The organism is Nonomuraea sp. NPDC005730 (genome assembly GCF_040630865.1).
Taxonomy (GTDB): domain Bacteria; phylum Actinomycetota; class Actinomycetes; order Streptosporangiales; family Streptosporangiaceae; genus Nonomuraea.
This window is the reverse complement of sequence record NZ_JBEXYK010000049.1, coordinates 25,999-48,620: the sequence shown is the minus strand read 5'-3', so window position 1 is coordinate 48,620 and position 22,622 is coordinate 25,999. Positions and strand designations below refer to the sequence as shown.

Sequence of the window (22,622 nt, the reverse complement as noted above, 5' to 3'; positions counted from 1 at the left end):
CTCCGGAATAAAGTTCCATTACCGGGGCCGCAGTGTCAATGCGTGATCTGCCGGGGAGATCAGACATTGTGCTCAAGAGCCTCTGCCGTCTCTTCTGCCTGCTGCTCCTGCTGTCGCCGACGGCCGAGCCGACGATGGCCGTGAGTGCCTCGCGGCCGAACATCGTGTTCGTGATGGCCGACGACCTGGAGAGCGGCACGCTGCCCTACTTCCCGGCCATCAACTCCGAGCTGGTGGCGAAGGGCACCTCCTTCAGCCGCTTCTTCGTGACGAACTCCTGGTGCTGCCCCTCGCGCACGTCGATCCTGCGCTCCCAGTACGTCCACAGCCACGGCGTCCTGACCAACACCGCCCCCGAAGGGGGGTTCGACCGCTTCCATTCCTTGGACTTGGAACGTTCCACGATCGGCACCTGGATGCAGCAGGCCGGCTACCGCACCGCGTTGATGGGCAAGTTCCTCAACCACTATCCCGGCGCCACCGCCGACGCCGCCTACGTGCCGCCCGGCTGGGACGAATGGGACGTCCCGGTCCGCAAGCTCTACGAGGAGTACGGCTACCGCCTCAACGAGAACGGCGACCTGTACGACTACGGCTGGTCGGAGGAGGACTACCTGTCCGACGTGCTGGCCGACAAGGCACGCGACTTCATCACCGACGCCGACGAGCCGTTCTTCCTCTATCTGACGCCCATCGGCCCGCACAACCCGGCCAACCCGGCGGTCCGGCACGTCGCCGACCTGCCCGAGGTCGCCGCGCCGCGCACGCCGTCGTTCAACCAGGCCGACGTGAGCAAGGAGCCGCTGTGGCTGAGCTCCCTGCCCTCGCTGACGCAGGAGGACATCGACCGGGTCGACGAGCGCCACCGCAGGAGGCTGCGGTCGATGCTGGGGGTCGACGACCTGGTCCGCTCGGTGATCGAGGCGCTGCAGGCGTCGGGCAAGCTCGACAACACCTACATCATCTTCACCTCCGACAACGGCTTCCATCTCGGCACGCACCGGCTCACCCAGGGCAAGACGACGCCGTTCGAGGAGGCGATCAAGGTGCCGTTCGTGGTGCGCGGGCCGGGGATCCGGCCGGGGGCCACGATCGGTCAGCTCGGCGCGACCGTCGACATCGCGCCGACGATCGCCGAGCTGGGCGGGGCCGCCGTGCCGTCGTTCAGCGAGGGGCGCTCGCTGGTGCCGCTGCTGCGCGGCAGCCCGCCCGCCCAGTGGCGCAAGAACGTGCTGGTCGAGTTCAACAGGCCGGTCAACCGGTCGTCGGCGGCCCAGACCCCGGTGCCCTCCTACCAGGCGCTGCGCACCGAGCGCTACACCTACGTCAGGTACGACACGGGGGAGCGGCAGCTCTACGACCTGGCCGCCGACCCGTACCAGCTCGACAACCTCGCGGCCACCGCCGACCCGGCGCTGCTGGCCGGCCTCGACGCCCGGCTCCAGGCGATGCGGGCCTGCTCGGGGGCGGGCTGCCGGGAGGCCGACGCGCGTCAGTGACCGGGGAACAGGGCGGGGTAGGCGTGCGCCAGGTGGTCGGTCACCGCCTGCTGGGCCTCCTCCGGGTCGCCCGCCGCGATGGCCGCGCGGATGCGCTCGTGGTCGGCGCGCAGCACGGACGGGTCGCCGAGGCGTTCGACCGCTTCGATGGCGTTCCTGCGCATCGCGTCCCGGAGTGAGCGCATGATGGCGGCGATGAGCCGGTTGCCCGAGGCGTCCGCGATCGCGCAGTGGAAAGCCGTGTCGTGCTCCACGAACTCCTCGGCCGTGGCCGCCCGGTCCATGCCCTCGATCGCGGCGGCCAGCTCCGCGACGCCGGCCGTGGTCGCCGCCGCGTGCGCGGCCGACCAGCGTTCGATCATCAGCCGGGCGTCGACGACCTCGCGCTGCTCCAGGGTGGCCAGGCCCAGGTTGAGCCGGAGCAGGTCGGTGAGCGCCGTGTCGGGCCGCGAGGTCAGCACGGCCCCCGCGTCCGGCCCCCGTCCCACCTGCGAGGACACCACGCCCAGGGTTTCCAGGACGCGCAGCGCCTCCCGTACGGACGAGCGGCCGACGCCCAGTTGCCCGGCGAGCTGGCGTTCGCCGGGCAGCCGGTCGCCCACGGTCAGGCCGTCCTCGGCGATGCGCCGTTCGATCTGGGCGAGCACGTCCTCGAACGCCCGTGTGCGTTTCACCGATGCCTCCCCGGTGCTGGCCCGGAACAGTGTGGTTAGGTATGGTCTGACCATACAGTGGTCGGACCATTCGTTGGGAGAGTCGTGCGAGTCGCCCTGTTCATCACCTGCGTGAACGACACGCTCTTCCCGGGCACCGGCAAGGCCGTCGTGTCGCTGCTGCGCAGGCTGGGCTGCGACGTGGACTTCCCCGTCGCCCAGACGTGCTGCGGGCAGATGCACGTCAACACCGGTTACCGGGCGGAGGGCGTGCGGCTGGCCAGGAAGTTCACCGAGGTGTTCGTCGGGTACGACGCCGTCGTGGCGCCGTCCGGGTCGTGCGCGGCCATGGTGCGCGAGCAGTACCCCAAGCTGGTGCGGCCGGGCAGCAAGGGCGCGGCGGCCGTGGCCGAGGTCGTGCCCAAGGTGTACGAGCTGAGCGAGTTCCTGCTGGACGTCCTGAAAGTCGACGACGTTGGCGCATATTTCCCGCACCGGGTGACATATCACCCGACGTGCCATTCGCTACGCGGGCTGCATCTGGGCGACCGGCCCACCCGGCTGCTGCGGAAGGTCCGAGGTCTGGAGCTCGTGCCGCTGCCCGGCGCGGAGGAGTGCTGCGGCTTCGGCGGCACGTTCGCGGTCAAGAACCCGGCGGTGTCGGCCGCCATGGGGGCCGACAAGGTGCGCGGCATCCTCGACACGGGCGCCGAGGTGATCTGCGCGGCCGACAACTCGTGCCTGATGCACATCGGCGGCACCCTGAGCCGCCAGAAGACGGGAGTCAGGACGATGCACCTGGCGGAGATCCTCGCAGCCACGGAAGAGACCCGATGAGCGCGACATTCCTCGGCATGCCCGGAAATTTCCCGAAAAATGCGGCGAAAGCCGTGGAGGACTCGCAACTGCGGTTCAACCTCCGGAAAGCCACCCACACCATTCGCGGCAAGCGCGCCGGCGTCGTCGGCGAGCTGCCCGACTGGGCCGAGCTGCGCGCGGCCGGCAAGGCCGTCAAGGATCACACGCTCCGCCACCTCGACCGCTACCTCCTCCAGCTGGAGGAGGCCGTCCGGCGGGCGGGCGGCACCGTCCACTGGGCCAGGGACGCCGACGAGGCCAACCGCATCGTCGGCGACCTGGTCGCGGCCACCGGCGAGACCGAGGTGGTCAAGGTCAAGTCGATGGCCACCCAGGAGATCGGGCTCAACGAGGCGCTGGCCCGGCGCGGCATCACCGCGTACGAGACGGACCTGGCCGAGCTGATCGTGCAGCTCGGGGACGACTTCCCCAGCCACATCCTGGTCCCCGCGATCCACCGCAACCGGTCGGAGATCCGCGAGATCTTCCTCGACCGCATGCCCGGCGTGCCCGACGGCCTCACCGACGAGCCGCCCGCCCTGGCCGAGGCCGCCCGGCTGCACCTGCGCGAACGTTTCCTCAGGAGCAAGGTCGCCGTCTCCGGGGCGAACTTCATGATCGCCGAGACCGGCACGCTGGTCGTGCTGGAGTCGGAGGGCAACGGCCGCATGTGCCTGACCCTCCCCGAGACACTCATCAGCGTCGTCGGCATCGAGAAACTCCTGCCGACCTGGCGGGATCTGGAGGTCTTCCTCCAGCTTCTTCCGCGCAGCTCCACAGGTGAGCGGATGAATCCGTACACCAGCACGTGGACCGGCGCCACCGAGGGCCAGGACTTCCACCTGGTGCTGCTCGACAACGGCCGCACCGACGTGCTCGCCGACGAGGTGGGCCGCCAGGCGCTGCGCTGCATCCGCTGCTCGGCCTGCCTGAACGTGTGCCCGGTCTACGAACGCGCGGGCGGCCACGCGTACGGCTCGGTCTATCCCGGGCCGATCGGGGCCATCCTCACCCCGCAGCTCAGGGGCATGTCCTCGGACCTGGACGCCTCGCTGCCGTTCGCCTCCAGCCTGTGCGGGGCCTGCCTGGAGGTCTGCCCGGTGGCCATCGACATCCCCGAGGTGCTGGTGGACCTGCGGGCCAGAGCGCCGCACGCGGCGGCCGAGCGCGCGGGCATGAAGGCCGCCGGCTGGGTGCTGAACGACCAGGCCCGGCTGGCCAGGGCGCAGCGGCTGGCCGCCCGGCTGCGCCGGCTGGTGCCCAGGCGGCGGCTGCCCGGCCCGCTGGCGGCCTGGACCGACACCCGGGACGTGCCCGACATCCCGGAAGAATCCTTCAGAGACTGGTGGGAGCGGAACGATGGGCGCGCGTGAGGAGATCCTGGCCAGGGTCAGGAAGGCGGTCGCGGGCGCGCCCGAGGTGGAGGTCGCCCGGCACTACCGGACCCGCCCGGACGTGGACGACGTGGTGGGCCTGTTCGCCGAGCGGGTGCGCGACTACCGGGCCGTCGTGCACGTGCTGCCCGACGCGGACGTGCCCGGCAAGCTGGCCGAGCTGGCCGCCGGCCGCCGCATGATCGTCCCGGACGGCTTCGCCTGGGCGGCGCCGAACAGCCCGGAAGCCGGGACCGACCGGCGCTGGGACACGCTCGACGCCGCCGACGGGGTGATCACCGCCTGCGCGGTGGCCGTCGCCGAGACCGGGACCATCGTCCTCGACCACGGGCCCGGCCAGGGCGCCAGGGCGCAGACGCTGGTCCCCGACCACCACGTGTGCGTGGTGCGTGCCGACCAGATCGTGGCGGGCGTGCCCGAGGCGGTGGCCAGGCTCGACCCGGCCCGTCCGCTCACCTGGATCAGCGGCCCGTCGGCGACCAGCGACATCGAGCTGAACCGGGTCGAGGGCGTGCACGGCCCCCGGACCCTCGAAGTGATCATCAGCACCTGAGCGCCGGCACGTCCAGGATCGTCAGTACCTGAGGACGGCCGCCACGTCCTGCACGTCGTCGGTGAACCACAGTTCGGCGTCGGTCATGGCGGCGGCCCGGACCACGGCCGAGTCCGCGCGCTCCTCGACGGGCTGCTCGACGCCCCAGCGCCGCAGCTCGCCCTGGTCGGTGGAGAGCTGGGTGCCGCCCTCGCCGGTCCACACGGTCCGGTCGAGCTGGGCGGGCATGAGCACCGCGTGCACCCTGCCCTCGCGCAGGGCGTGCGCGACCTGGGACAGGCCCGCCGGGCCCGAGGACTCGCGGTGGCGGTCGAGCAGCTCGGCGCGGCGGCGTTCGAGCCAGTCGTCCAGCGCACGCTCGACGTCGGCCTCGAACTGGCCGTGGTCGGCGCGGCTGCCGTGCTCGACCATCATCACCCGGTCGGCGGACTTGGTGCTGAGATGTTGCAGCAGGTAGGAGCGCGACTTCGGCTCGCCGGCCACGATGATCAGCTCGGCGCCGATCCTGCGGACCTGCTCGTCGATCTCGCGGGCGACGGCGACCGCGTTCTTCTCCCACGTCTCCTCGGCGCCCCGCTCGTACCGCTTCTGCGACCAGCCGCCCTGGGCGGTCTTCTGCAGCGGCCAGTCGGCCGCCGCCACGGTGGTCGTGCGCGGCGCGCCGCCGCCGAACACCGACAGCTCGGCCCCGGCGTGGTCCACGATGACCCGCAGGTGCGGCACGTTCTCGCCGCGCTGCCTCAGCATCGGCGTGACGTGCGGCAGCGGCGACACGGTCGCCAGCTCGTACGGCGCCCGCGCCAGCGGCTCGGCCAGCACCACCGCGCCGTGCGTGGCGAACAGCGCCTGGCCGGGCGCCGGCCGGTTGGCGGCCACCTCCAGGGCGTCGATGGTCGCGGGGTCGGTCCCGTCGAGCTGGTCACGCACGCTGTGCCAGTGCGTCTCCCGCTGCGGCTCGGTGAGCGCGCCCAGATAGACCGAGGCGTACGGGCCGCGCCGCTCGTACAGCGGCCTGATGAAGTCGAGACGCACCGGTCACCACCTCCGCTCTTCGATGCCGAGACCGAGGGCCTTGGCCACGTCGGCGATGTTCACAAAGCGGCGGTCGGGAAGGGATCGCACCATGTCGGCCACCTGGTCGGGGGCGTCCACGTCCTCGGCGTGCTGGACCAGGTCGTCCTTGGAGGCGGGCCAAGGGGTGTCGCTGAGCCATTTGGCCAGGTCGCTGCGGATGTCGACGCCGCGCTGGGTGATGCCTTGGGGGGTGCCGGGCTCGTGTCCCGGGGGGTACGACTGCCCTGACTCCTCGCCGGGGCCGGGCATGGACTCGGTCTCCTTCCACTCCTCGGCGTGCGTGCTGCCGCCGCCGCGGACCATGCCCTCGGTCTCGTGCTTCTGCTGATCGTCCAGGCGCGGACCGTGCTTGTCGCTCCCACGTTCCATAGTTCCCTCACTCCTCTCAAAGCGGCCCCTACCCCCGCTTTCGTGGGCAAACATCGTGAGTGTGTAGGGTGCGCACGTGTTCGATCCCGATGCGCGCATAGCCGCCGGAAGGCTCGTGCTGCGGCCGTTCGACCCCCGTGACGCCGCCCGCGTGCGGTCGGTGGTGGAGACGGTGGAGCCCGGCGACCGCTTCCTCCCGCCGGGCGCGCCCGTCCACGCCTCCGGCGTCGGCCAGTGGCTCGCGCACGGCGTGCACGAGCTGTACCGCTCGCAGCAGGGCCTGCACCTGGCCATGACCGAGGCCGACGACCGCATCGTGGGCGCCATCAGCCTGTTCAGGACGTCGTGGACGGCGGGCACGACCGAGGTCGGCTACGGCGTCCACCCGATGTACCGGGGCCGCGGCTATGCCACCGAGGCCGTACGCGCCCTGACCGCCTGGGTGTTCGCCACCACCGCCCTGCGCAGGGTGGACCTCACCGCGAACCTGGACAACCCGGCCTCCCTGCGCGTCGCGCTGAAGGCGGGCTTCACCTGGGAGGGCGTGCTGCGCGCCGCCGTGCTGGAGGAGGACGGCCCGCACGACCTGGTCGTCCTCGGCCTGCTGCGGGAGGACTCCGGCGAGCCCGCGCCCGCCCTGCCGAAGACCGAGCTGCGCACGCCCCGGCTGCTGCTGCGGCAGCCCGTCCTCGCCGACGTGCCCGGCCTGGCCGCCACCGGCGCCGACCCGCTCACCCAGGCCAGGACCGGCGTCCCCCGCGACTACACCGAGGAGCACGCCCGCGCGTTCGTCGACATCTGCGAACGGATGCGGATGAGGGGCGCGGGCATCGCGTTCACCGTGGAGGAGTTCACCACCGCCCGTTTCGCGGCCAACGTGGACCTCAGGGACCTCGACTGGCACAACCGTACGGCCGAGGTCGGCTACATGACCGCGCCCTGGGCCCGCGGCCGCGGCTACGCGGGCGAGGCCGTGACCGCCATCGCCCGCTGGCTGTTCGAGCGCCACGGCTTCCGCCGGCTGCGACTGCGGGCCGCGGTGTCGAACCCGGCCTCGCAACGCGTGGCGGAGAAGGCCGGCTTCACCCGCGAGGGCGTGGCCCGCGCCGCGCTCGACGGCGAGGACCTGGTCGTCTACAGCCTGCTCGCCTCCGACCTGGCCTGAGGGCACAGCGGACTGGCCCCGCCGACCCATGGTGAAACCCGGCGGGAACCGTCACCCTGGGGATGAGGACGGTGAGGCTGAATGATCACGGTTGTCGGCTGGGACGGGGTCGAGCTGCCGGCCGGGGCCGCGGGCAGGCTGCGTGAGGCGGAGCTCGTCGTGGGCCCCGCCGCCATTCTCGGCCGGCTCGGGGTCGACGGACGGGCCGCGAACGACGGCGACGTGCTCCAGGCCCTCGACGGCCATCTCGGGCAGGACCGGGGCCCGGCCGTCGTGGTCACCGAGGGCGATCCCGGCTTCTTCGGCGTCGTCCGCACACTACGGGCGCACGGCCTGCGGCCGGACGTCCTGCCGGCCACCTCGCTGATCAGCCGCGCCTTCGCCTGCGCCGGGCTCAACTGGGAGGACGCCCTCGTCGTCGCCCCCTCCGGCCCCGGCCGGCTCGCCCGCGTGGTGAACGCCTGCCGCGCCCACCCCAAGGTCGCGCTGCTCGTCGCGCCCGGCGTCGGCCCCGCCGAGATCGCCAGGGAGCTGGCGCCGACCACGCCGCGCGCCCTGATCGTCTGCGAGGACCTCGGCGGCCCTGGACAGCGCGTCACGCACAGCCGCATGGGCGAGGCCACCACCCGGCCGTGGAAGGACCCCGACGTGGTCCTCGTCATCGATCCGCTGCACCGGCTCGGACAGCCGGGCTGGGTGGCCGGGGCGCAGCCGGGCCCGGCGGAGTGGGCGCTGCCGTGGGAGAACGGGCTGCCCGCCGAGGCGCGGGCGTTCGTCCTGGCCAAGCTGGGTCCCCGGCTCGGTGACCTGGTCTGGGACGTCGGCGCGGGCGAGGGCGAGATCGCCGTCGAGTGCGCGAGGCTGGGCGCGGCCGTCGTGGCGGTCGAACGCGAGCAGTCCGCCTGCGCGCGGCTGCGTGCCAACGTGCTGGCCCACGGCGTCAAGGTCGCCCTGACCAGAGGGCAGGCGCCGGCCGCGCTCGAACCGCTGCCCGATCCCGACGCCGTCTTCGTCGGCGGGGGCGGCGACGACGTGGTCACGGCCTGCGCCGCCCGCGGCCCCCGAGCCCTGGTGTGCGCGGTCGGCACGGCCGAGCGGGCGGTGGCCGTGCTGGAGCTGCTGCGGGAGCTCGGATACCGCGGCGAGGGCACGCGGATCCAGGCGTCCGCGCTGACGCCCGGCACCGGCGGTTCCCACCGTCTGACCGCCGCGGACCCCGTCTTCGTCGTGCACGCCAGGCCCGCGCACGCAGCGTGACCTGTCCCCCACGGGCACGTATCGGTTATCCTCGCGTGACTTTGTCTATGCACCGGAGAATCCCTCAATGAAGCCGCCGCTCCTGCTGATCGGGCAGGGCTCGCACGATGACGCCTACGCCGCGGAGTTCGGCAGGTTCGTACACCGGCTGCGCTGCCGCCTCGACCACACGGCCGTCGACGTCTCCGGGGGCTACCTGGAACGCGCCACGCCGCGCCTGAGCGACTCCGTGGCGTCCCTGATGGCACGCGGCCACCACCGCCTCGTCGCGATGCCGCTCAGTCTCAGCAGGGTGGGGGAGGAGTTCCCCGCCGCGATGGCGCTCGAACAGCAGCGCCACCCCACCCTCATGTACGACTACGGCCGCCCCCTCGGCCCCGACCCGCGCGTGCTGGCGCTGCTGGCCGACCGGCTCGGCGAGGCCGCCGCCGAGATGGCCAGGCCGCGCCCCCTGGAGCTGGTCGGCGCGCGGCCCCGGCTGCGCGCCGTCGACACCCCGGCCCTCGACGACGTCCCCGGCCAGGTCGAGCCGGGCGAGACGGCGGTCGTGCTGGTCGGCGAGGGCTCGACCGACGCCACCGCCAACGCCGAGATCCACCGGGTGTCGCGGCTGTTCTGGGAGACGCACGCCTACGACTACATGACGGTCGAGACCGCGTTCGTCTCGGTGACGCCGCCCGGCGTGCCCGGCGGGCTCGAACGCTGCCGCCGGCTGGGCGCCAAGCGGGTGATCGTGGTGCCGTATCTGCTGTTCGCGGGCGGTCTGCTGGAACGCGTATGGGCGCAGGCCCTGGCGTACGGCGCGGGCCACCCCGACCTCGACATCCGCTGCGCCGAGGTGATCGGCGACTGCGAGACGCTGGCCGACGTCGTGATCGACCGGTACGAGGAAGCGCTCCAGCTCGTTCACTAAGTGGAGGTGTCCGTGCTCGCCGAGACCCTGGCAGCCATCCGTCCCGCCGACCCCGAGGCGCTCGCCGAGGCCCGCGCCCATCAGGACCGGCTCACCAAGCCGCGCGGCGCGCTCGGAGCTCTGGAGGAGGTGGCCGTACGCCTGGCCGGCGCCTCCGGCGTCTGCCCGCCGCCCATGCCCGAGCCGGCCGCCCTGGCCATCTTCGCGGCCGACCACGGCGTGCACGCGCGCGGCGTCACCCCGTGGCCGCAGGAGGTCACGACGCAGATGGTCGCCAACTTCCTGGCCGGCGGCGCGGTCGCCAACGCCTTCGCCGCCCAGGTGGGCGCCTCCGTGACGGTGGTCGACGTCGGCGTCGCCGCCGACCTGCCCGACGCCCCCGACCTGGTCAAGCGCAAGGTCGCGTACGGCACCGCCGACCTGTCGCGCGGCCCCGCCATGAGCGTCGACCAGGCCGTCAGGGCGCTGGAGGCGGGCATCGCCGTGGCGCAGGAGCTGATCGACGGGGGCGCCCGCTGCCTGATCACCGGTGACATGGGCATAGCCAACACCACCGCCTCCGCCGCGCTGATCTCCGTGTTCACCGGCAAGGACCCGGCCGAGGTGACCGGCAGGGGCACCGGGATCGACGACGCCACCTACGACCACAAGGTGGCGGTCGTCCGCGAGGCGCTGCGGGTGAACGGCCTGCCCGGCGGCACCGGGCCGAGCGACGCCCTGCGCGCGCTGGCCGCCGTGGGCGGCTTCGAGCACGCGGCCATCGCGGGCTTCGTGCTGTGTGGCGCGGCGAACCGGGTGCCGGTGATCCTCGACGGCGTCATCGCCGGCTCGGCCGCCCTGGTCGCCGCCGCCCTCGACCCCCACGTCAGCGGTCACTGCGTGGCGGGCCACCGCTCGGCCGAGCCCGGCCACGCCGCCGCGCTCGACCATCTCGGGCTGCGCCCGCTGGTGGACCTGGAGCTGCGGCTCGGCGAGGGCACCGGCGGCCTGCTCGCGCACCCGCTGGTGTGCGCGGCCGTACGGGTGATGCACGACGTGGCGACGTTCGACTCGGCGGGGGTCACGGAAAAGCCCGTGTGATGATGGGGGACACTCGAAACAGCACGTGAGGTGAGCAGTGTCCCGGTACGGTCCCATGTTCGGCCCTGACATCACGTTCCTCGGCGTGGACCGCTGCGACGTCGCGGACCCGGCCAGCTACGCCGGAGCCGACGTGGTGATCATCGGCGCCCCCTTCGACGGGGGCACCTCCAACCGGCCGGGCGCCAGGTTCGGGCCGATGGCGCTGCGCCAGACCTGCTACCTGCCGCACAACGGGTCCCGTCCGAGCCTGGCCCTGCGCGTCGACGCCCTGCGCGACCTGCGGGTGCTCGACGCGGGCGACGTCGAGTGCTACTCCGGCGACGTCGAGGGCTCGCTGGCCGCCATCGAGGACGCGGTGCACCGGATCGCCTCCTCCGGGGCCGTTCCGGTCGTGCTCGGCGGCGACCACACCGTCGCGCTGCCGGACGCGCGGGGCACCGCCAGGGCGTACGAGCCGGGCCGCACCTCGATGATCCACTTCGACGCCCACGCCGACACCGGCGACATCGAGTTCGGTCACCTGCACGGGCACGGCCAGCCGATGCGGCGGCTCATCGAGTCCGGCGCCATCCGGGGCGACAGGTTCCTGCAGATCGGGCTGCGCGGCTACTGGCCAGAGCCCGAGACGCTCGACTGGATGGCGGCGCAGCGCATGCGCTCGTACGAGATGACCGAGATCGTGACGCGCGGGCTGGAGGAGTGCCTGACCGAGTCGTTCGGGATCGCGCTCGACGAGTGCGACCAGATCTTCCTGTCCGTGGACATCGACGTCTGCGACCCCGGGCACGCCCCCGGCACCGGCACGCCCGAGCCCGGCGGCCTGTCGGCCAGGCAGCTCCTCGACGCCGTTCGCCGGATCTGCTACGAGCTGCCCGTGGCCGGGATGGAGGTGGTCGAGGTCTCGCCGCCGTACGACCACGCCGACATCACCGCGTTCCTCGGGAACCGCGTTATTCTTGAGGCACTCTCGGCCATGGCCAGACGCCGCAAAGACGCTCAGGGCGGGCCACGCTGGGACCCGTCGCAGCCTCTTCTTGACGGCCGTTGAGCCATGCGCAGCGAACGACGCACGGTGAGCCGGTAGGTTTACCTCCAAACACAACCTTCGCGAACGGGAGATTCCCCCCATGGGTCCCTACCTCCTCGGCCTGCGGCTTTCCGGCCGCCGGGTGCTCGTCGTGGGCGGCGGCCGTGTCGCGCAGCGGCGTGTCCCCGCGCTGCTGGAGGCCGGTGCGGAGGTCACCGTGGTGTCCCCGGCCGTCACACCGGCCCTCGACGACCTGATCGCGACGGGCCGGGTCACCTGGCACGCGCGGCCGTACGAGGTGGGCGACTGCGACGGCGCCTGGCTCGTGCAGGCGTGCACCGACGTCAGGTCCGTCAACGCCGCCGTCGCCGCCGAGGCCGAGGCCAAGCGGGTGTGGTGCGTGCGCGCCGACGACCGGGACGCCTCCGCCGCCTGGACCCCGGCCGCCGGCCGGGTCGACGAGATCAGCGTGGCCGTCACCGCGGGCGGCGACCCGCGCCGGGCCGCGGGCATCCGCGACGCGGTCGTCGGCGCGCTGCGCGACGGCACGGTCGACGCCCGCCGCAACCGCACCAAGCCCGTCGGCGTGGCCCTGGTCGGCGGCGGCCCCGGCGACCCCGGCCTGATCACCGTGCGCGGGCGGCAGCTCCTCGCCCAGGCCGACGTCGTGGTCGCCGACCGGCTCGCGCCCCGGGCGCTGCTCGACGAGCTCGCCCCCGACGTCGAGCTGATCGACGCCGCCAAGGTGCCCTACGGCAGGTCGCTGTCCCAGGAGAAGATCAACGAGCTGCTGGTCGACCGGGCCAGGCAGGGCAAGTTCGTCGTCCGGCTCAAGGGCGGCGACCCGTTCGTGTTCGGGCGCGGCGGCGAGGAGATGATCGCCTGCGCCCGGGCCGGCATCCCCGTGCTCGTCGTCCCCGGCATCACCAGCGCCGTCGCGGTCCCGGCCGCGGCCGGGGTGCCGGTGACGCATCGCGGGGTGAGCCAGGAGTTCCATGTCATCTCCGTGCACGTCGCGCCCGACCACCCGGCCTCCACCGTCGACTGGCCCGGCCTGGCCCGATCCCAGGGCACGCTGGTGCTGATGATGGCCGTCGAGCGGCTGCCGAAGGTGGCCGAGGCGCTGCTTCGAGACGGACGTGCGCCGGAGACTCCCGTAATGGTGGTACAGGACGGTACCCTTCCGACCCAGCGGGCGGTAATCGCACCGCTTTCCACCGTGGCCGACCGCGTGTCCGCGGCTGGGATACGGCCTCCGGCGATCGTCATCGTCGGCGACGTCGTGCGGGTCGGCCAGGAGGTCGAGATGGTTCGAGCGGAGCGCTTGCCGTGAACACCGCCATGGATGACGGGCGGCACGAGTCGCTGGGGGAGCAGACGTTGAGCTTCCGCCCGGTGACGGACGACGACCTGCCCGATTCCCGGACTCCCGCGCCTTCGCCGCCCGCTTCCCCCGCGGGGCCGCCGCCCGTCGCTTCCGCGGGCCCGCCGCCGGCTGCTTCCGCGAGTCCGCCGGCTGCTTCCGCGAGTCCGCCGGTTGCTTCCGCGGGCCCGCCGGCTGTGGCTTCCTCGGGCGAGCCGCCGTCCGCCGCTGCCCGGCCCTCGCTCTTCCAGCCGCCGCCGCGCGCCGACGAGCCCGCCCCCCCACGGCAGCCCACCGCTCCACGGCTCCCGGCCGCTTCGCAGGAGCCACCCGCCGGTACGGACGAGCCCGGCCCGTCCACGGGGCCCAGCCTCTTCACGCCGTCCCGTCCGGCCGGCCGGCCGAGCCTGTTCACCCCGGCTCGCGCCGCCGACCCGCCTGAGGGGAACGAAGCACGTCCGAGGCCCGCTGCCTTCTGGGAACGAGCCCCCCAAGAACCAGGCGCCGCCCCGCTCCCGGAGACCGAGCCGGTGGCCGCGTCCCCGAACGCCACCGTGGCCGACACTGTGGCCGACGCCGGGGCCGACGCCGGGGCCGACACCGGGGCCGACACCGGGGCCGCGCCTTCCGACGCCGAGCACGCGCCGCCCGCCGCAACTCCCGACGCGGTCACGGACGAGACGGACCCCGTCGACGAGACCGACGCCTCCGCTGACGAGGACGCCGACGGCGATGCCGGGAACCGCGACGTCGGCTCGGAGAGCGACGACACCCCCGGCCCCAATGACGACCCCGCTCCTGAAGCCGAAGCGGCACTGGTTGCGCAGGGCCACGACGACCCCCGCGAGGCGATCCACCTCGACGAGGCGATCCACCCCGACGAGATGGTGGACGCCGACGAGGTGGTGGACGCCGACGACGGCCGCGCCGTCGCCGACCCCAGCGACACCGCCACCGCCGCGGCCCCCACTGGCTTCGACGCGTTCTCTCCGGCCTCCGACGTCCCCGCCGGCGCCGACTACCCCACCGACCCGGGAGACCTGGCGGAGGAGGAGCTCGACTCCGAGGCCGACGCCGACGACGTCGCGTTCACCGTAGAGACCGATGACGCCGAAGCGGGCACGGACGACCGCGCCGACGCCATCGGCGACAGCGGCGAGACCGTCCCCGACGCCGCCCCGAACACCGAGGCGGACGCCGACGCCGGTGCCGCCCCCCAGATCGACGCCGAAACCGACGCCCCCTCCGCCCCCGACCCCGACGCTGGCACCGACAGTGACACCGACGCGGACACTGACGCCGATGACGACGCGGACACTGACGTCGAGGCGGACGCGGACACCGACGCCGTATCGGAGCCGGAAGAAGCGCCAGGGGAAGGGCAGCGGGTCGAGGAGCTGCCGGCCGAGGTCGTCGAGGCGATGACGTCGGCGCTGAGCGCGTTGCGCGAAAGCGTGTCCGACCTGCGCTTCAGCCTCGATCTGCCGGGAGCCGAGGAGGCCAGGCAGGCGCGGGCCGACCTGCTGGCCCAGCTGGAGAACTACGTCCTGCCCAGGGTGCGCACCAACACGGCCCCCGCGCTGATCGTGATCGCGGGCTCCACCGGCGCGGGCAAGTCCACCCTGGTCAACTCCCTGGCCGAGCGGAACATCTCCCGCACCGGAGTACGCCGCCCCACCACCGGTACCCCCATCCTGGCCTGCCACCCCGACGACCGGAAGTGGTTCGCGGAGGGCGAGCTGCTCGGCGGCCTCGAACGGCTGGACCGGCCCTCGCCCGACAGCGACACGAGCGGCCTGGTCGTCGTGACGACCGAGAAGCTTCCGCAGGGCGTCGCGCTGCTGGACACCCCCGACATCGACTCGGTCGTCGAGGAGCACCACGAGATCGCCCACCGCATGCTCGACGCCGCCGACCTGTGGATCTTCGTGACCACCGCCGCCCGCTACGCCGACGCGCCCGCCTGGAGCCTCCTGCGCCTGGCCAAGGAGCGCGGCGCCCGCCTGGCCATCGTGTTGTCGCGGGTGCAGCCCCGGTCGGCCGACGTCGTGCTCAAGCATTTCGTCCGCATGCTGACCGAATACGGCCTGGGCGACATCGACAGGTTCGTGATCCACGAGGCGAAGGTGACCGACGGCAGGCTGCCCGACAGCGAGGTCACCGACCTGCGCCTGTGGCTGGCCGAGCTCTCGGTCGACGAGGCGCGCCGGGCGCAGGCCGTGCAGGAGACCCTGAACGGGGTGCTCAACAGCTTCCGCACCCGCGTGCCCGCGCTGGCCAGGCATCTGGAGGGCCAGGCGGCGTTCCGGGCCGAGCTGCGCAGCGACGTCGAGGCCGCCTACCTGGGCGCGCTGGCCGAGATCGACAAGGCGTCCAAGAACGGCTCGCTGCTGCACGGCGAGGTGCTGGCCCGCTGGCAGGACTTCGCGGGCTCCGGCGACCTCATGCGCTCGCTGCAGTTCGGCAAGAGCGGCAAGGCGGGCAGGCAGACGCCCGAGCGGGTGACGGCGTTCAAGGCGGCGATCCGGGCCGGGCTGGAGTCGGTGATCGTCGCCGCGGCCAACCGGGCCGCGGAGGAGGTGGTCGCGCGCTGGCGCCACCGTTCGGAGCTGGGCGCCAAGCTCGCCGAGGGGCTCGACCGCCCGTCGGACAACCTGTTGCGGCACTCCGGGCGTGCCATCGCGTCCTGGCAGGACCACTTGAACGAGCTCGTACGCACCGAGGGCGTGACCAAGCGCTCGGTGTCCAAGCTCGTCTCGTTCGATCCCGACGCGCTCTCCCTGATCTTCACGGTCGCCATGTTCAGCGGCGGCGACGGGTCGGGCGTGCCGCACCGGCTCGTCAACGCGCTGCTCGGCGCGGAGTCGCTGCGCGGCATCGGCGCCAAGGCGCTCAGTGACCTGCGAGCCAGGATCGGCATGCTGTTCGACGAGGAATCCATGCGTTACGTACACGCTCTCGACTCGGCGGGCATCCCGGACGAGTCCGTCGCGACCCGCCTCTACCAGGCGACGTACAACCTTGAGGTCGCCCGATGACGACGACCACGCCCCCGAGGGCGGGCCTCGCGCCGAGGTTGTCCGCGCTCAACAAGGTGGTGGAGCTCGGTCCGGGGCGGCTTGACCAGAAACTGCTCTCCGAGGCCGGCGCGCTGCTGACCCGGGCCGGCGACCGGCTCAAGCTGTCGTCCGAGCACACCGTGGTCGCCCTCGCGGGCGGCACCGGCAGCGGCAAGTCGTCCCTGTTCAACGCCATTTCAGGGCTTGAGCTGTCGCCCACGGGCGTACGCCGCCCGACCACGGCCCGTACCCACGCCTGCGTGTGGGGGGTGGAAGGCTCGGCGCCGCTGCTCGACTGGCTGCAGATCCAGCCGCGCCACCGCTTCTCCCGTACCAGCGCGCTCGACAAGGGCGACAGCCAGCTTCACGGGCTGATCCTGCTCGACCTGCCCGACCACGACTCGATCCGGGCGCTCACCGACAACGAGGCCGACCGGCTCATCGGGCTGGCCGACCTGGTGGTGTGGGTGCTCGACCCGCAGAAGTACGCCGACGCCTCCACCCACCGGCGCTACGTGACCGAGCTGGCCGGGCACGACGCGGTGACCGTGTTCGCGCTCAACCAGGCCGACAAGCTCTCCGCGGCGGAGCTGGCCGAGCTGGTCATCGACCTCAACGACCTGCTGCGCCGGGAAGGCGTCGAGCATCCCAGCGTCGTACCCACCTCGGCCGTCACCGGACGCGGCGTCGAGAGCCTCAAGAGCGTGATCGCGACCGCCGTCGGCCGCCGCCGCGCCGCCATCCAGAAGCTGGAGGCCGACCTCCAGCGGATGGAACAGCGGCTCGGCGAGGCCATGCCGCTGGGCGACGCGCTGCTCGTGCCGTCGTCGGTCGACGAGGCGCGCAGGATGGGGCTCACCGATGCGCTCTGCGACGCGATCGGCGTCCCCGCCGTCGGCGAGGCCATGGAGAACGTCTACGCCGAGCGTTCCAGCCAGTGGGTCGGCTGGCCGTATCCGCGGTGGTTCGCCAAGTTCCGTCCGGATCCGTTGAAGAGCCTGCGTCTCGAAGACGTCGGCGACGAGATCCGCGGCATCACGACCGGCTCGGTGAGCGCGCATTCCGCCGAGGTGGCCAACGCCGTGCAGGCGCTCACCGACGGGCTCTCGGCCGGGATGGACCCGGTGTGGCGGACCGCGGTGCAACAGGCCGCGCGCTCGCACGCGTCCCGGCTTCCGAAGGCGCTGACCGAGGAGCTCACGGAGGTGGCGCCGCGCCTGGACCAGGTGCCCGGCTGGTGGCGGCTGCTCAAGGTCTGGCAGTACCTGCTGGTGGTGGCGTTCGTGGCCGGGGTGGTGTGGCTGGTGGCCGGGCTGACCGTGCCCGGGCAGCTGCCCCCGACCCTGCAACTGGTGGGCGACGGCGCGGCGCTGCCGTGGGTGGCGCTCATGATGGCCTCCGTACTGGGGCTGGGCGCGTTGTCGGGCATCGCCTCGCGCAACTTCGTGGAGCTGGGGGCCTCGCGGGAGCGGGAACGTCTGGAGCGGGAGATGCGCCGCAGGGTGTCGGCGGTGTCGGCGAAGATGGTGGTGGAGCCGGTCGAACGCGAGCTCGGCCGCCACAACGCCTTCTACACGGCCCTGCGCGACCTCTCGGGCTGACACCCCTCTTCTCGTACGGGCTGAACGCCGGCACGTCATCCACAGCCGTCCTCCCTCGCCGTCCCCTCATCCACAGAACGGCGTTCGCCCCCACTCCGCCCGGCCTGCTTCAGGCACCGTGTTCCCAGGTCGCGGGCAGTCCGCCCGCCGCATGGGAGGCACGGATGAACGACATCTACATCACGCTCACCGGAAACGTCGCAGCAGAGCCACGGCAGTACAGCTTCGACGACGGCACCAGGGTCACGTCGCTGAAGGTGTTCACCTCGCACCGCTACTTCGACAGGAAGACAGGGCAATGGACCGACGGTGAGCGCGTCTGCTTCACGGTCCGGTGCTGGCGCGCGCTGGGCGACAACGTCGCCGACTGCGTACGGGCGGGGCAACCCGTCGTCGTGTCCGGCAAGCTCCGCATCCGCGAGTTCGGCGCGGAAGGCGACCGCCGGTTCATGCCGGAGATCGAGGCCAGCGCGGTCGGGCACGACCTGCGCTGGGGCACCGGCGTCTTCACCAAGCCGGAGCGCGGGGGCGGCCTGGGTTCGATGACCAAGGAGATGCGCGAACGCCTCGACGAGGAGACCCAGGACTGGGCGATGGGCACCAGGCCCGTCCGCCCGTCCTCCCTCCACTCGACCGCCGACCCGTCGGTCCCCGTGGCCGCCGACGCCCCTCGAAGCGCTCCCGCGCAGCCTCACGACGAGGATGCCGAGCCGGACACCGACCACCCGGTGCTGGCCATAGCGGCCACCGACCCCGACGCCGCCACTCCGCACCCCACCGCCCGTCCTGAGCTCCAGCCCGACACCGCCGTGGGGGACGACACCACTCCTGGCACGGTCACCCGAGAGCATCCGGGCCGCGGTTCGTCAGCCAAGGCCGCCACGGTCCGCGTCCTGGGCGCGTCCAGCAAGCCCCGGACGAAGACACAGGCACCGGAGAAGGCCGCAGCCTGACACCATCGTCACCTGACGGCTAAGCAGCGACACCTCTGGATGCTTCCGTCGTGACGGATACGCGGCCGCTGCCCGTGAAGGCGGGTGCCTTCATGGCGACCTACTCAATCCGCCATGAAGACACCCGCCACACACCGCCCCGAGGGGCTGCTCCACGATGGAAACCGTCTGTGGGTGTGCGCATGCGAAGGTGCGGTGTCTCGGGCTGCTCACGATGCCAACCCGCCCGAGTGAGTGTGTGCATGCGGAGGCGTAGGGGCCCTGGTTCGCCTCACGGTGGTCCCCACAGGGGCGATTCGCGCTGCCTGGTTGAGGGCCGGGCGGGTGCCCAGGCACCGGCTGGGCCGCCTGTTGACAGGCGTCGCTACGGGGGTCGCTTACCGGTGACGCCAGGATGTGCGGGCAACGGCGCGCAAGCGTGACGTGACGAGCAGTCCTGGGGGTGACGCACACCTTGATGGCGTGGGCCCAGGCTCGCCGGTCATCGAGTTCCCCGACATGGAGGAGGTGAGGGGGTGGTACCACCGATGGTTCACCTGCCATCGGACAAGGGGAAAGCGATCGGGGCGGAGGGCAGCAGCCGATGGGTCGGCGCCCCGCGCAGGGGACGGCCAGAGGGGAGGGGGAGGGGCATCGGCTGATGGCCCCGATGTCACCCCGAAGGGGGCCGATGGGGTGTTTGTCTGCGTCAGATACCTAGAGCATGGGTCATGTCCAGGTCACGCCCCGCACCATGGTTGCTCCTTTCCGGCACTGCCCGCTCGCGGAGTGAGCGGGCGTGGTCGTTTCAACGTAGCGGTTCCCATCGCATAACGCACACTCCGCAATTATTGTGTTACACATCGTTAGTCAGGGAGGAGACGAGATGGCGGCGACGAGTCACGCCACGATCAAGTCTCGCGACGGTGTGTCAAGAATGGCCGGTCGTTGGCCATTGCTCGGGCAACGGCGCCCGCTTGTGGCGTATCTGTGCGCCATTGTCGCCCTAGATGCCGTCGCGATTGCCTTGTTCGCGAGATCTACCGATTTCCACTGGCCGGATTTGCTAACTTTTGCCGCTCTCATGGCGTGTGGCGCGGTCTGCATCGAGGCCAGCAGGCGTCTGGGCATGCCCGCCGGCGTCTCGCGTGACCTGTTGTCGGCCTGGTGGCTGCCGGTCGCCCTGCTCCTGCCGCCGGTCTACGCCCTCTTCGCGCCGATCGTGCTGCAGATCCTTCTGCAGGTGCGCGTGCGCGCCACAGTTCTCTACCGTCGGGTGTTCAGCTCGGCGGCCATCGGCCTGGCCGGCTGCACGGCGTCGGTCGCCTTCCACTGGGTCGTCCCCGATCCCTGGGTGCTGACGCGGGGGAGTGGGCCGCCGATCGCCTACGCGGTTGCGGCCGCCGTGCTGTTCTCCCTGCTCAACATCGGTCTCATCGCGGTCGCGGCGCACACGTCCGATCCCGAGGGGTCGTGGCAGGAGGTGCTGTGGAACAGGGAGAGCGTCCTGCTGGACGTCGTCGAGCTCTGCCTCGGGGTCACGGTCTCGATCGGGTGCGGGCTCAACCTGGCTCTGCTGGTGCTCGCGTTGCCGCCGGTCGTCCTGCTGCAACGCAGTCTGCTGCATGCGCAGTTGCAGGCCGCCGCCCGTACCGACTCGAAGACCGGGCTGCTCAACGCGGCCGCCTGGCAGCGGGAGGCCGACACCGAGATCCTCCGGGCGCGTCGCAGTGGTGACACGCTGGCGCTGCTGATCATCGACATCGACCACTTCAAGCGCGTGAACGACGCCCACGGGCACCTGGTCGGCGACGAGGTGCTGGCCGGGGTGGCGGCCATGTTGCGCAGGGAGCTGCGGGAATCCGACGTGGTGGGGCGGTTCGGCGGCGAGGAGTTCGTCGTCCTGCTGCCGGGGGCGGACGTCGAGGAGGCACGGCAGGTCGCCGAGCGGCTTCGTACGCATATCGGGCACATGGCCATCCCGGTGGACGACGCTCTGATCCGGATCACGATCTCGGTCGGGGTCGCGTTGATGTGCGTGCACGGCGACGATCTGATCGACCTGCTGGCCGCCGCCGACCTGGCTCTCTATCGGGCCAAGGAGCTGGGCCGGGACCGTGTCTGCATCCCCGCCGTCCAGCCTCCACAACCGCCGTCGCCCGAGGAGCAAGCCGTGTGACGTGCCACGACAAGTGCGGTGTGATGTGCAGGGAGTGCGGGCAGGCGCCTGGGGGATGGGTCAGGAGCCTGCCCTGGGGGTGTGGGGCGTGCGCCTTGGGCGTCAGGATGTGGTGACGCTGTCGCAGATGACGAGACGGACGGCGGGAGCCGAGACGATCTGGACGTGAGGTACGCCGGGGACCTCGACGTTGAGGTATCCGCCCTCGATGGCGAACCGCACTCCTTCCACGGTCGACACCCGGCGGCCCTCGGAGTTCGTCAGCGTGTAGCCGTCGAGGAGTTCGACGGTGCCGCTTCTCCAGGTGGGGTTCATGCCTGCACCTCCGGGAAGTCCAGCTCGGGCTGGGCGAGGTGGTTGAAGTAGTTGGACAAGGTGTTCAGGGCGATGTGGCCCACGATCTCGGCGAGCTCCGCGTCCGAGACGCCGGCGGCCCGTGCGGCGTCTAGGTCGGCGTCGCTCACCGCGCCGCCCGTGTGCATGATCACCTGAGTGATGGCCAGGACGGCGGCCGCGTGCGGCTCGTCGTCAGCGCCCTGGCGGGTCTTGAGAAGTTCCTCGTCGGACATGCCCATACGGCGTCCGCGCATGGTGTGGGCGCTCACGCAGTACGTGCAGTGGTTCTCCTGGGCGACCAGCAGGGCGATCTGCTCCCGCAGTCTCGGGGTGAGGGCGCCCGAGCTGAGGTGTTCGCGCATCGCGAGGTAGCCGGCCAGGGCGGCTGGGCCGTTGGCGAGGGCGGCGTACAGGTTGGGGACCTTGCCGAGCTGGCGGCGGGTCTGGTCGAGCAAGCCGTCATTGTCTTCTGTCAGTTGTGGAAGGCGGGGCATGATGTCTCCAAAACGGTACTGGTCGGTTCCATCTGGGCAAGACGATACCGAACGGTTCCGTTTTAGGGAAGTTCGGGATAGCTTGGCGGTATGCCCACACGTGCCCGTGAACGACTGCTCGACGCCGCCGAGGACCTCTTCTACGCGGAGGGGATCAGGGCGGTGGGCGTCGAGCGGATCCTGAGTGTCTCGGGGGTGGGCCGTGCCTCCTTCTATCGGCACTTTCCGAGCAAGGACGACCTGGTCGTGGCCGTGTTGCGGCGGCGGGACGAGCGGTGGCGGGCCTGGCTGGCCGAACGCGTGGAGGCTCTGGGCGGGCATCCGCTGGACGTCTTCGACGCACTGGCCGAACGGTTCGCGCGGGCGGATTTCCGTGGCTGCGCCTTCATCAACACCATGATCGAGACGGCGGATCCCGACAGTGCGGCACATCGGGTGGCGGCCGAGCACAAGGAGCGCGTACGGGCGTACGTCTCGGGGTTGATCGAGCGCGACGGGCGGGCCGATGCCGCCGAGCTGGCGCACCTGTTCGTGCTACTGGTGGACGGGGCCATCGTCACGGCGGTACGTGAGCGCTCGCCCCACCCGGCACTACGAGCACGCGCCGCAGCCACCGCTCTCCTCGCCACCACGGAGACCACCACAGGGGCCGCGACGAATGCGGCCGCGACGAGGGACGCCGCGACCGGCGAAGGGGCCGCGACGAAGAGGGCCGCGATGAGGGAGGCCGCGGCGGCGGGGCCAAGGAGGGGCTGACGGGGGTCCCGGTCGGCTGACGTCCGGGGTGTGAACAGAACAGCCTCCGCCCTCAAG

20 protein-coding genes are annotated in these 22,622 nt (G+C 72.1%); 15 read left to right on the top strand and 5 right to left on the bottom strand.

The genetic code is table 11. The annotated features are described in order from the left end of the window. The first annotated feature begins 68 nt into the window (after positions 1 to 68). Positions 69 to 1,499 carry a sulfatase gene (locus ABZ444_RS37440; protein WP_358007745.1) on the top strand — a complete coding sequence of 477 codons (1,431 nt, stop codon included), beginning with the start codon at positions 69 to 71 and terminating at the stop codon, positions 1,497 to 1,499. On the opposite strand, the gene ABZ444_RS37435 is transcribed toward ABZ444_RS37440, so the two are convergent. Then, positions 1,493 to 2,173, bottom strand: coding sequence for an FCD domain-containing protein (locus ABZ444_RS37435; RefSeq protein WP_358007742.1), 681 nt, complete (start codon positions 2,171 to 2,173; stop codon positions 1,493 to 1,495). The two genes, ABZ444_RS37440 and ABZ444_RS37435, sit on opposite strands and share 7 nt — an antisense overlap. 84 nt (positions 2,174 to 2,257) lie before the next feature. Here ABZ444_RS37435 and ABZ444_RS37430 point away from each other — a divergent pair, with 84 nt between their 5' ends. The 3 genes from ABZ444_RS37430 to ABZ444_RS37420 are packed head-to-tail and all read left to right on the top strand — an operon-like array spanning position 2,258 to position 4,957. Beyond that, positions 2,258 to 2,989 (top strand): (Fe-S)-binding protein, encoded by a 732-nt coding sequence (locus ABZ444_RS37430; protein ID WP_358007740.1) that lies wholly within the window; start codon positions 2,258 to 2,260, stop codon positions 2,987 to 2,989. Beyond that, complete coding sequence (locus tag ABZ444_RS37425; RefSeq protein WP_358007738.1) at positions 2,986 to 4,383, top strand: lactate utilization protein B; 1,398 nt, start codon at positions 2,986 to 2,988, stop codon at positions 4,381 to 4,383. Before ABZ444_RS37430 ends, ABZ444_RS37425 begins: the two co-directional genes overlap by 4 nt. After that, a complete protein-coding gene (locus tag ABZ444_RS37420) occupies positions 4,370 to 4,957 on the top strand; it encodes an LUD domain-containing protein (RefSeq protein ID WP_358007736.1) in 588 nt (195 codons plus the stop codon). Before ABZ444_RS37425 ends, ABZ444_RS37420 begins: the two co-directional genes overlap by 14 nt. Positions 4,958 to 4,978: 21 nt before the next feature. Here the strand turns inward: ABZ444_RS37420 and ABZ444_RS37415 are convergent, their stop codons facing one another. Together ABZ444_RS37415 and ABZ444_RS37410 are read right to left on the bottom strand one after the other, a co-directional pair. Continuing rightward, on the bottom strand, positions 4,979 to 5,989 hold the full coding sequence (locus ABZ444_RS37415) for a Vms1/Ankzf1 family peptidyl-tRNA hydrolase (protein ID WP_357980720.1): 1,011 nt from the start codon (positions 5,987 to 5,989) through the stop codon (positions 4,979 to 4,981). 3 nt (positions 5,990 to 5,992) lie between these two features. Beyond that, a complete protein-coding gene (locus ABZ444_RS37410; RefSeq protein WP_357980717.1) occupies positions 5,993 to 6,400 on the bottom strand; it encodes a DUF2795 domain-containing protein in 408 nt (135 codons plus the stop codon). Positions 6,401 to 6,476: 76 nt separating this feature from the next. Between ABZ444_RS37410 and ABZ444_RS37405 the strand changes: the two genes are divergently transcribed. The 10 genes from ABZ444_RS37405 to ABZ444_RS37360 all read left to right on the top strand — a co-directional run bounded on the left by ABZ444_RS37405 (position 6,477) and on the right by ABZ444_RS37360 (position 20,979). Then, positions 6,477 to 7,565 (top strand): GNAT family N-acetyltransferase, encoded by a 1,089-nt coding sequence (locus tag ABZ444_RS37405; protein ID WP_358007734.1) that lies wholly within the window; start codon positions 6,477 to 6,479, stop codon positions 7,563 to 7,565. An 81-nt stretch (positions 7,566 to 7,646) separates the two neighbouring features. After that, the gene (locus ABZ444_RS37400) at positions 7,647 to 8,822 is read left to right on the top strand and encodes an SAM-dependent methyltransferase (RefSeq protein ID WP_358007731.1); all 1,176 of its coding nucleotides are present in this window, start codon (positions 7,647 to 7,649) and stop codon (positions 8,820 to 8,822) included. A 67-nt stretch (positions 8,823 to 8,889) separates the two neighbouring features. Further along, entirely contained in the window at positions 8,890 to 9,735 is an 846-nt protein-coding gene (locus ABZ444_RS37395) for a sirohydrochlorin chelatase (protein WP_358007728.1), read from the top strand. A gap of 6 nt (positions 9,736 to 9,741) precedes the next feature. Beyond that, on the top strand, positions 9,742 to 10,815 hold the full coding sequence (gene cobT, locus ABZ444_RS37390) for a nicotinate-nucleotide--dimethylbenzimidazole phosphoribosyltransferase (protein ID WP_358007725.1): 1,074 nt from the start codon (positions 9,742 to 9,744) through the stop codon (positions 10,813 to 10,815). A 55-nt stretch (positions 10,816 to 10,870) separates the two neighbouring features. After that, entirely contained in the window at positions 10,871 to 11,866 is a 996-nt protein-coding gene (gene speB / locus ABZ444_RS37385; RefSeq protein WP_358007722.1) for an agmatinase, read from the top strand. A 79-nt stretch (positions 11,867 to 11,945) separates the two neighbouring features. Then, positions 11,946 to 13,178: a uroporphyrinogen-III C-methyltransferase gene (cobA, locus tag ABZ444_RS37380; protein ID WP_358007719.1), complete on the top strand. Its 1,233-nt coding sequence runs from the start codon at positions 11,946 to 11,948 to the stop codon at positions 13,176 to 13,178. Between the two features lie 560 nt (positions 13,179 to 13,738). Then, positions 13,739 to 16,246, top strand: coding sequence for a GTPase (locus ABZ444_RS37375; RefSeq protein WP_358007717.1), 2,508 nt, complete (start codon positions 13,739 to 13,741; stop codon positions 16,244 to 16,246). Then, complete coding sequence (locus ABZ444_RS37370; RefSeq protein WP_358007715.1) at positions 16,243 to 17,868, top strand: YfjP family GTPase; 1,626 nt, start codon at positions 16,243 to 16,245, stop codon at positions 17,866 to 17,868. The genes ABZ444_RS37375 and ABZ444_RS37370 overlap by 4 nt, the downstream gene beginning before the upstream one ends. A 164-nt stretch (positions 17,869 to 18,032) precedes the next feature. Then, positions 18,033 to 18,821: a single-stranded DNA-binding protein gene (locus ABZ444_RS37365; protein ID WP_358007713.1), complete on the top strand. Its 789-nt coding sequence runs from the start codon at positions 18,033 to 18,035 to the stop codon at positions 18,819 to 18,821. Between the two features lie 1,063 nt (positions 18,822 to 19,884). Further along, positions 19,885 to 20,979: a GGDEF domain-containing protein gene (locus tag ABZ444_RS37360; RefSeq protein ID WP_358007710.1), complete on the top strand. Its 1,095-nt coding sequence runs from the start codon at positions 19,885 to 19,887 to the stop codon at positions 20,977 to 20,979. A 102-nt stretch (positions 20,980 to 21,081) separates the two neighbouring features. Here ABZ444_RS37360 and ABZ444_RS37355 read toward each other — a convergent pair whose 3' ends face one another. Further along, positions 21,082 to 21,294, bottom strand: coding sequence for a hypothetical protein (locus tag ABZ444_RS37355; RefSeq protein WP_358007707.1), 213 nt, complete (start codon positions 21,292 to 21,294; stop codon positions 21,082 to 21,084). After that, positions 21,291 to 21,770 (bottom strand): carboxymuconolactone decarboxylase family protein, encoded by a 480-nt coding sequence (locus tag ABZ444_RS37350; protein WP_358007704.1) that lies wholly within the window; start codon positions 21,768 to 21,770, stop codon positions 21,291 to 21,293. The genes ABZ444_RS37355 and ABZ444_RS37350 overlap by 4 nt, the downstream gene beginning before the upstream one ends. 129 nt (positions 21,771 to 21,899) lie before the next feature. Here ABZ444_RS37350 and ABZ444_RS37345 point away from each other — a divergent pair, with 129 nt between their 5' ends. Then, positions 21,900 to 22,565 carry a TetR/AcrR family transcriptional regulator gene (locus tag ABZ444_RS37345; RefSeq protein WP_358007701.1) on the top strand — a complete coding sequence of 222 codons (666 nt, stop codon included), beginning with the start codon at positions 21,900 to 21,902 and terminating at the stop codon, positions 22,563 to 22,565. The last annotated feature ends 57 nt before the right edge of the window (positions 22,566 to 22,622 follow it).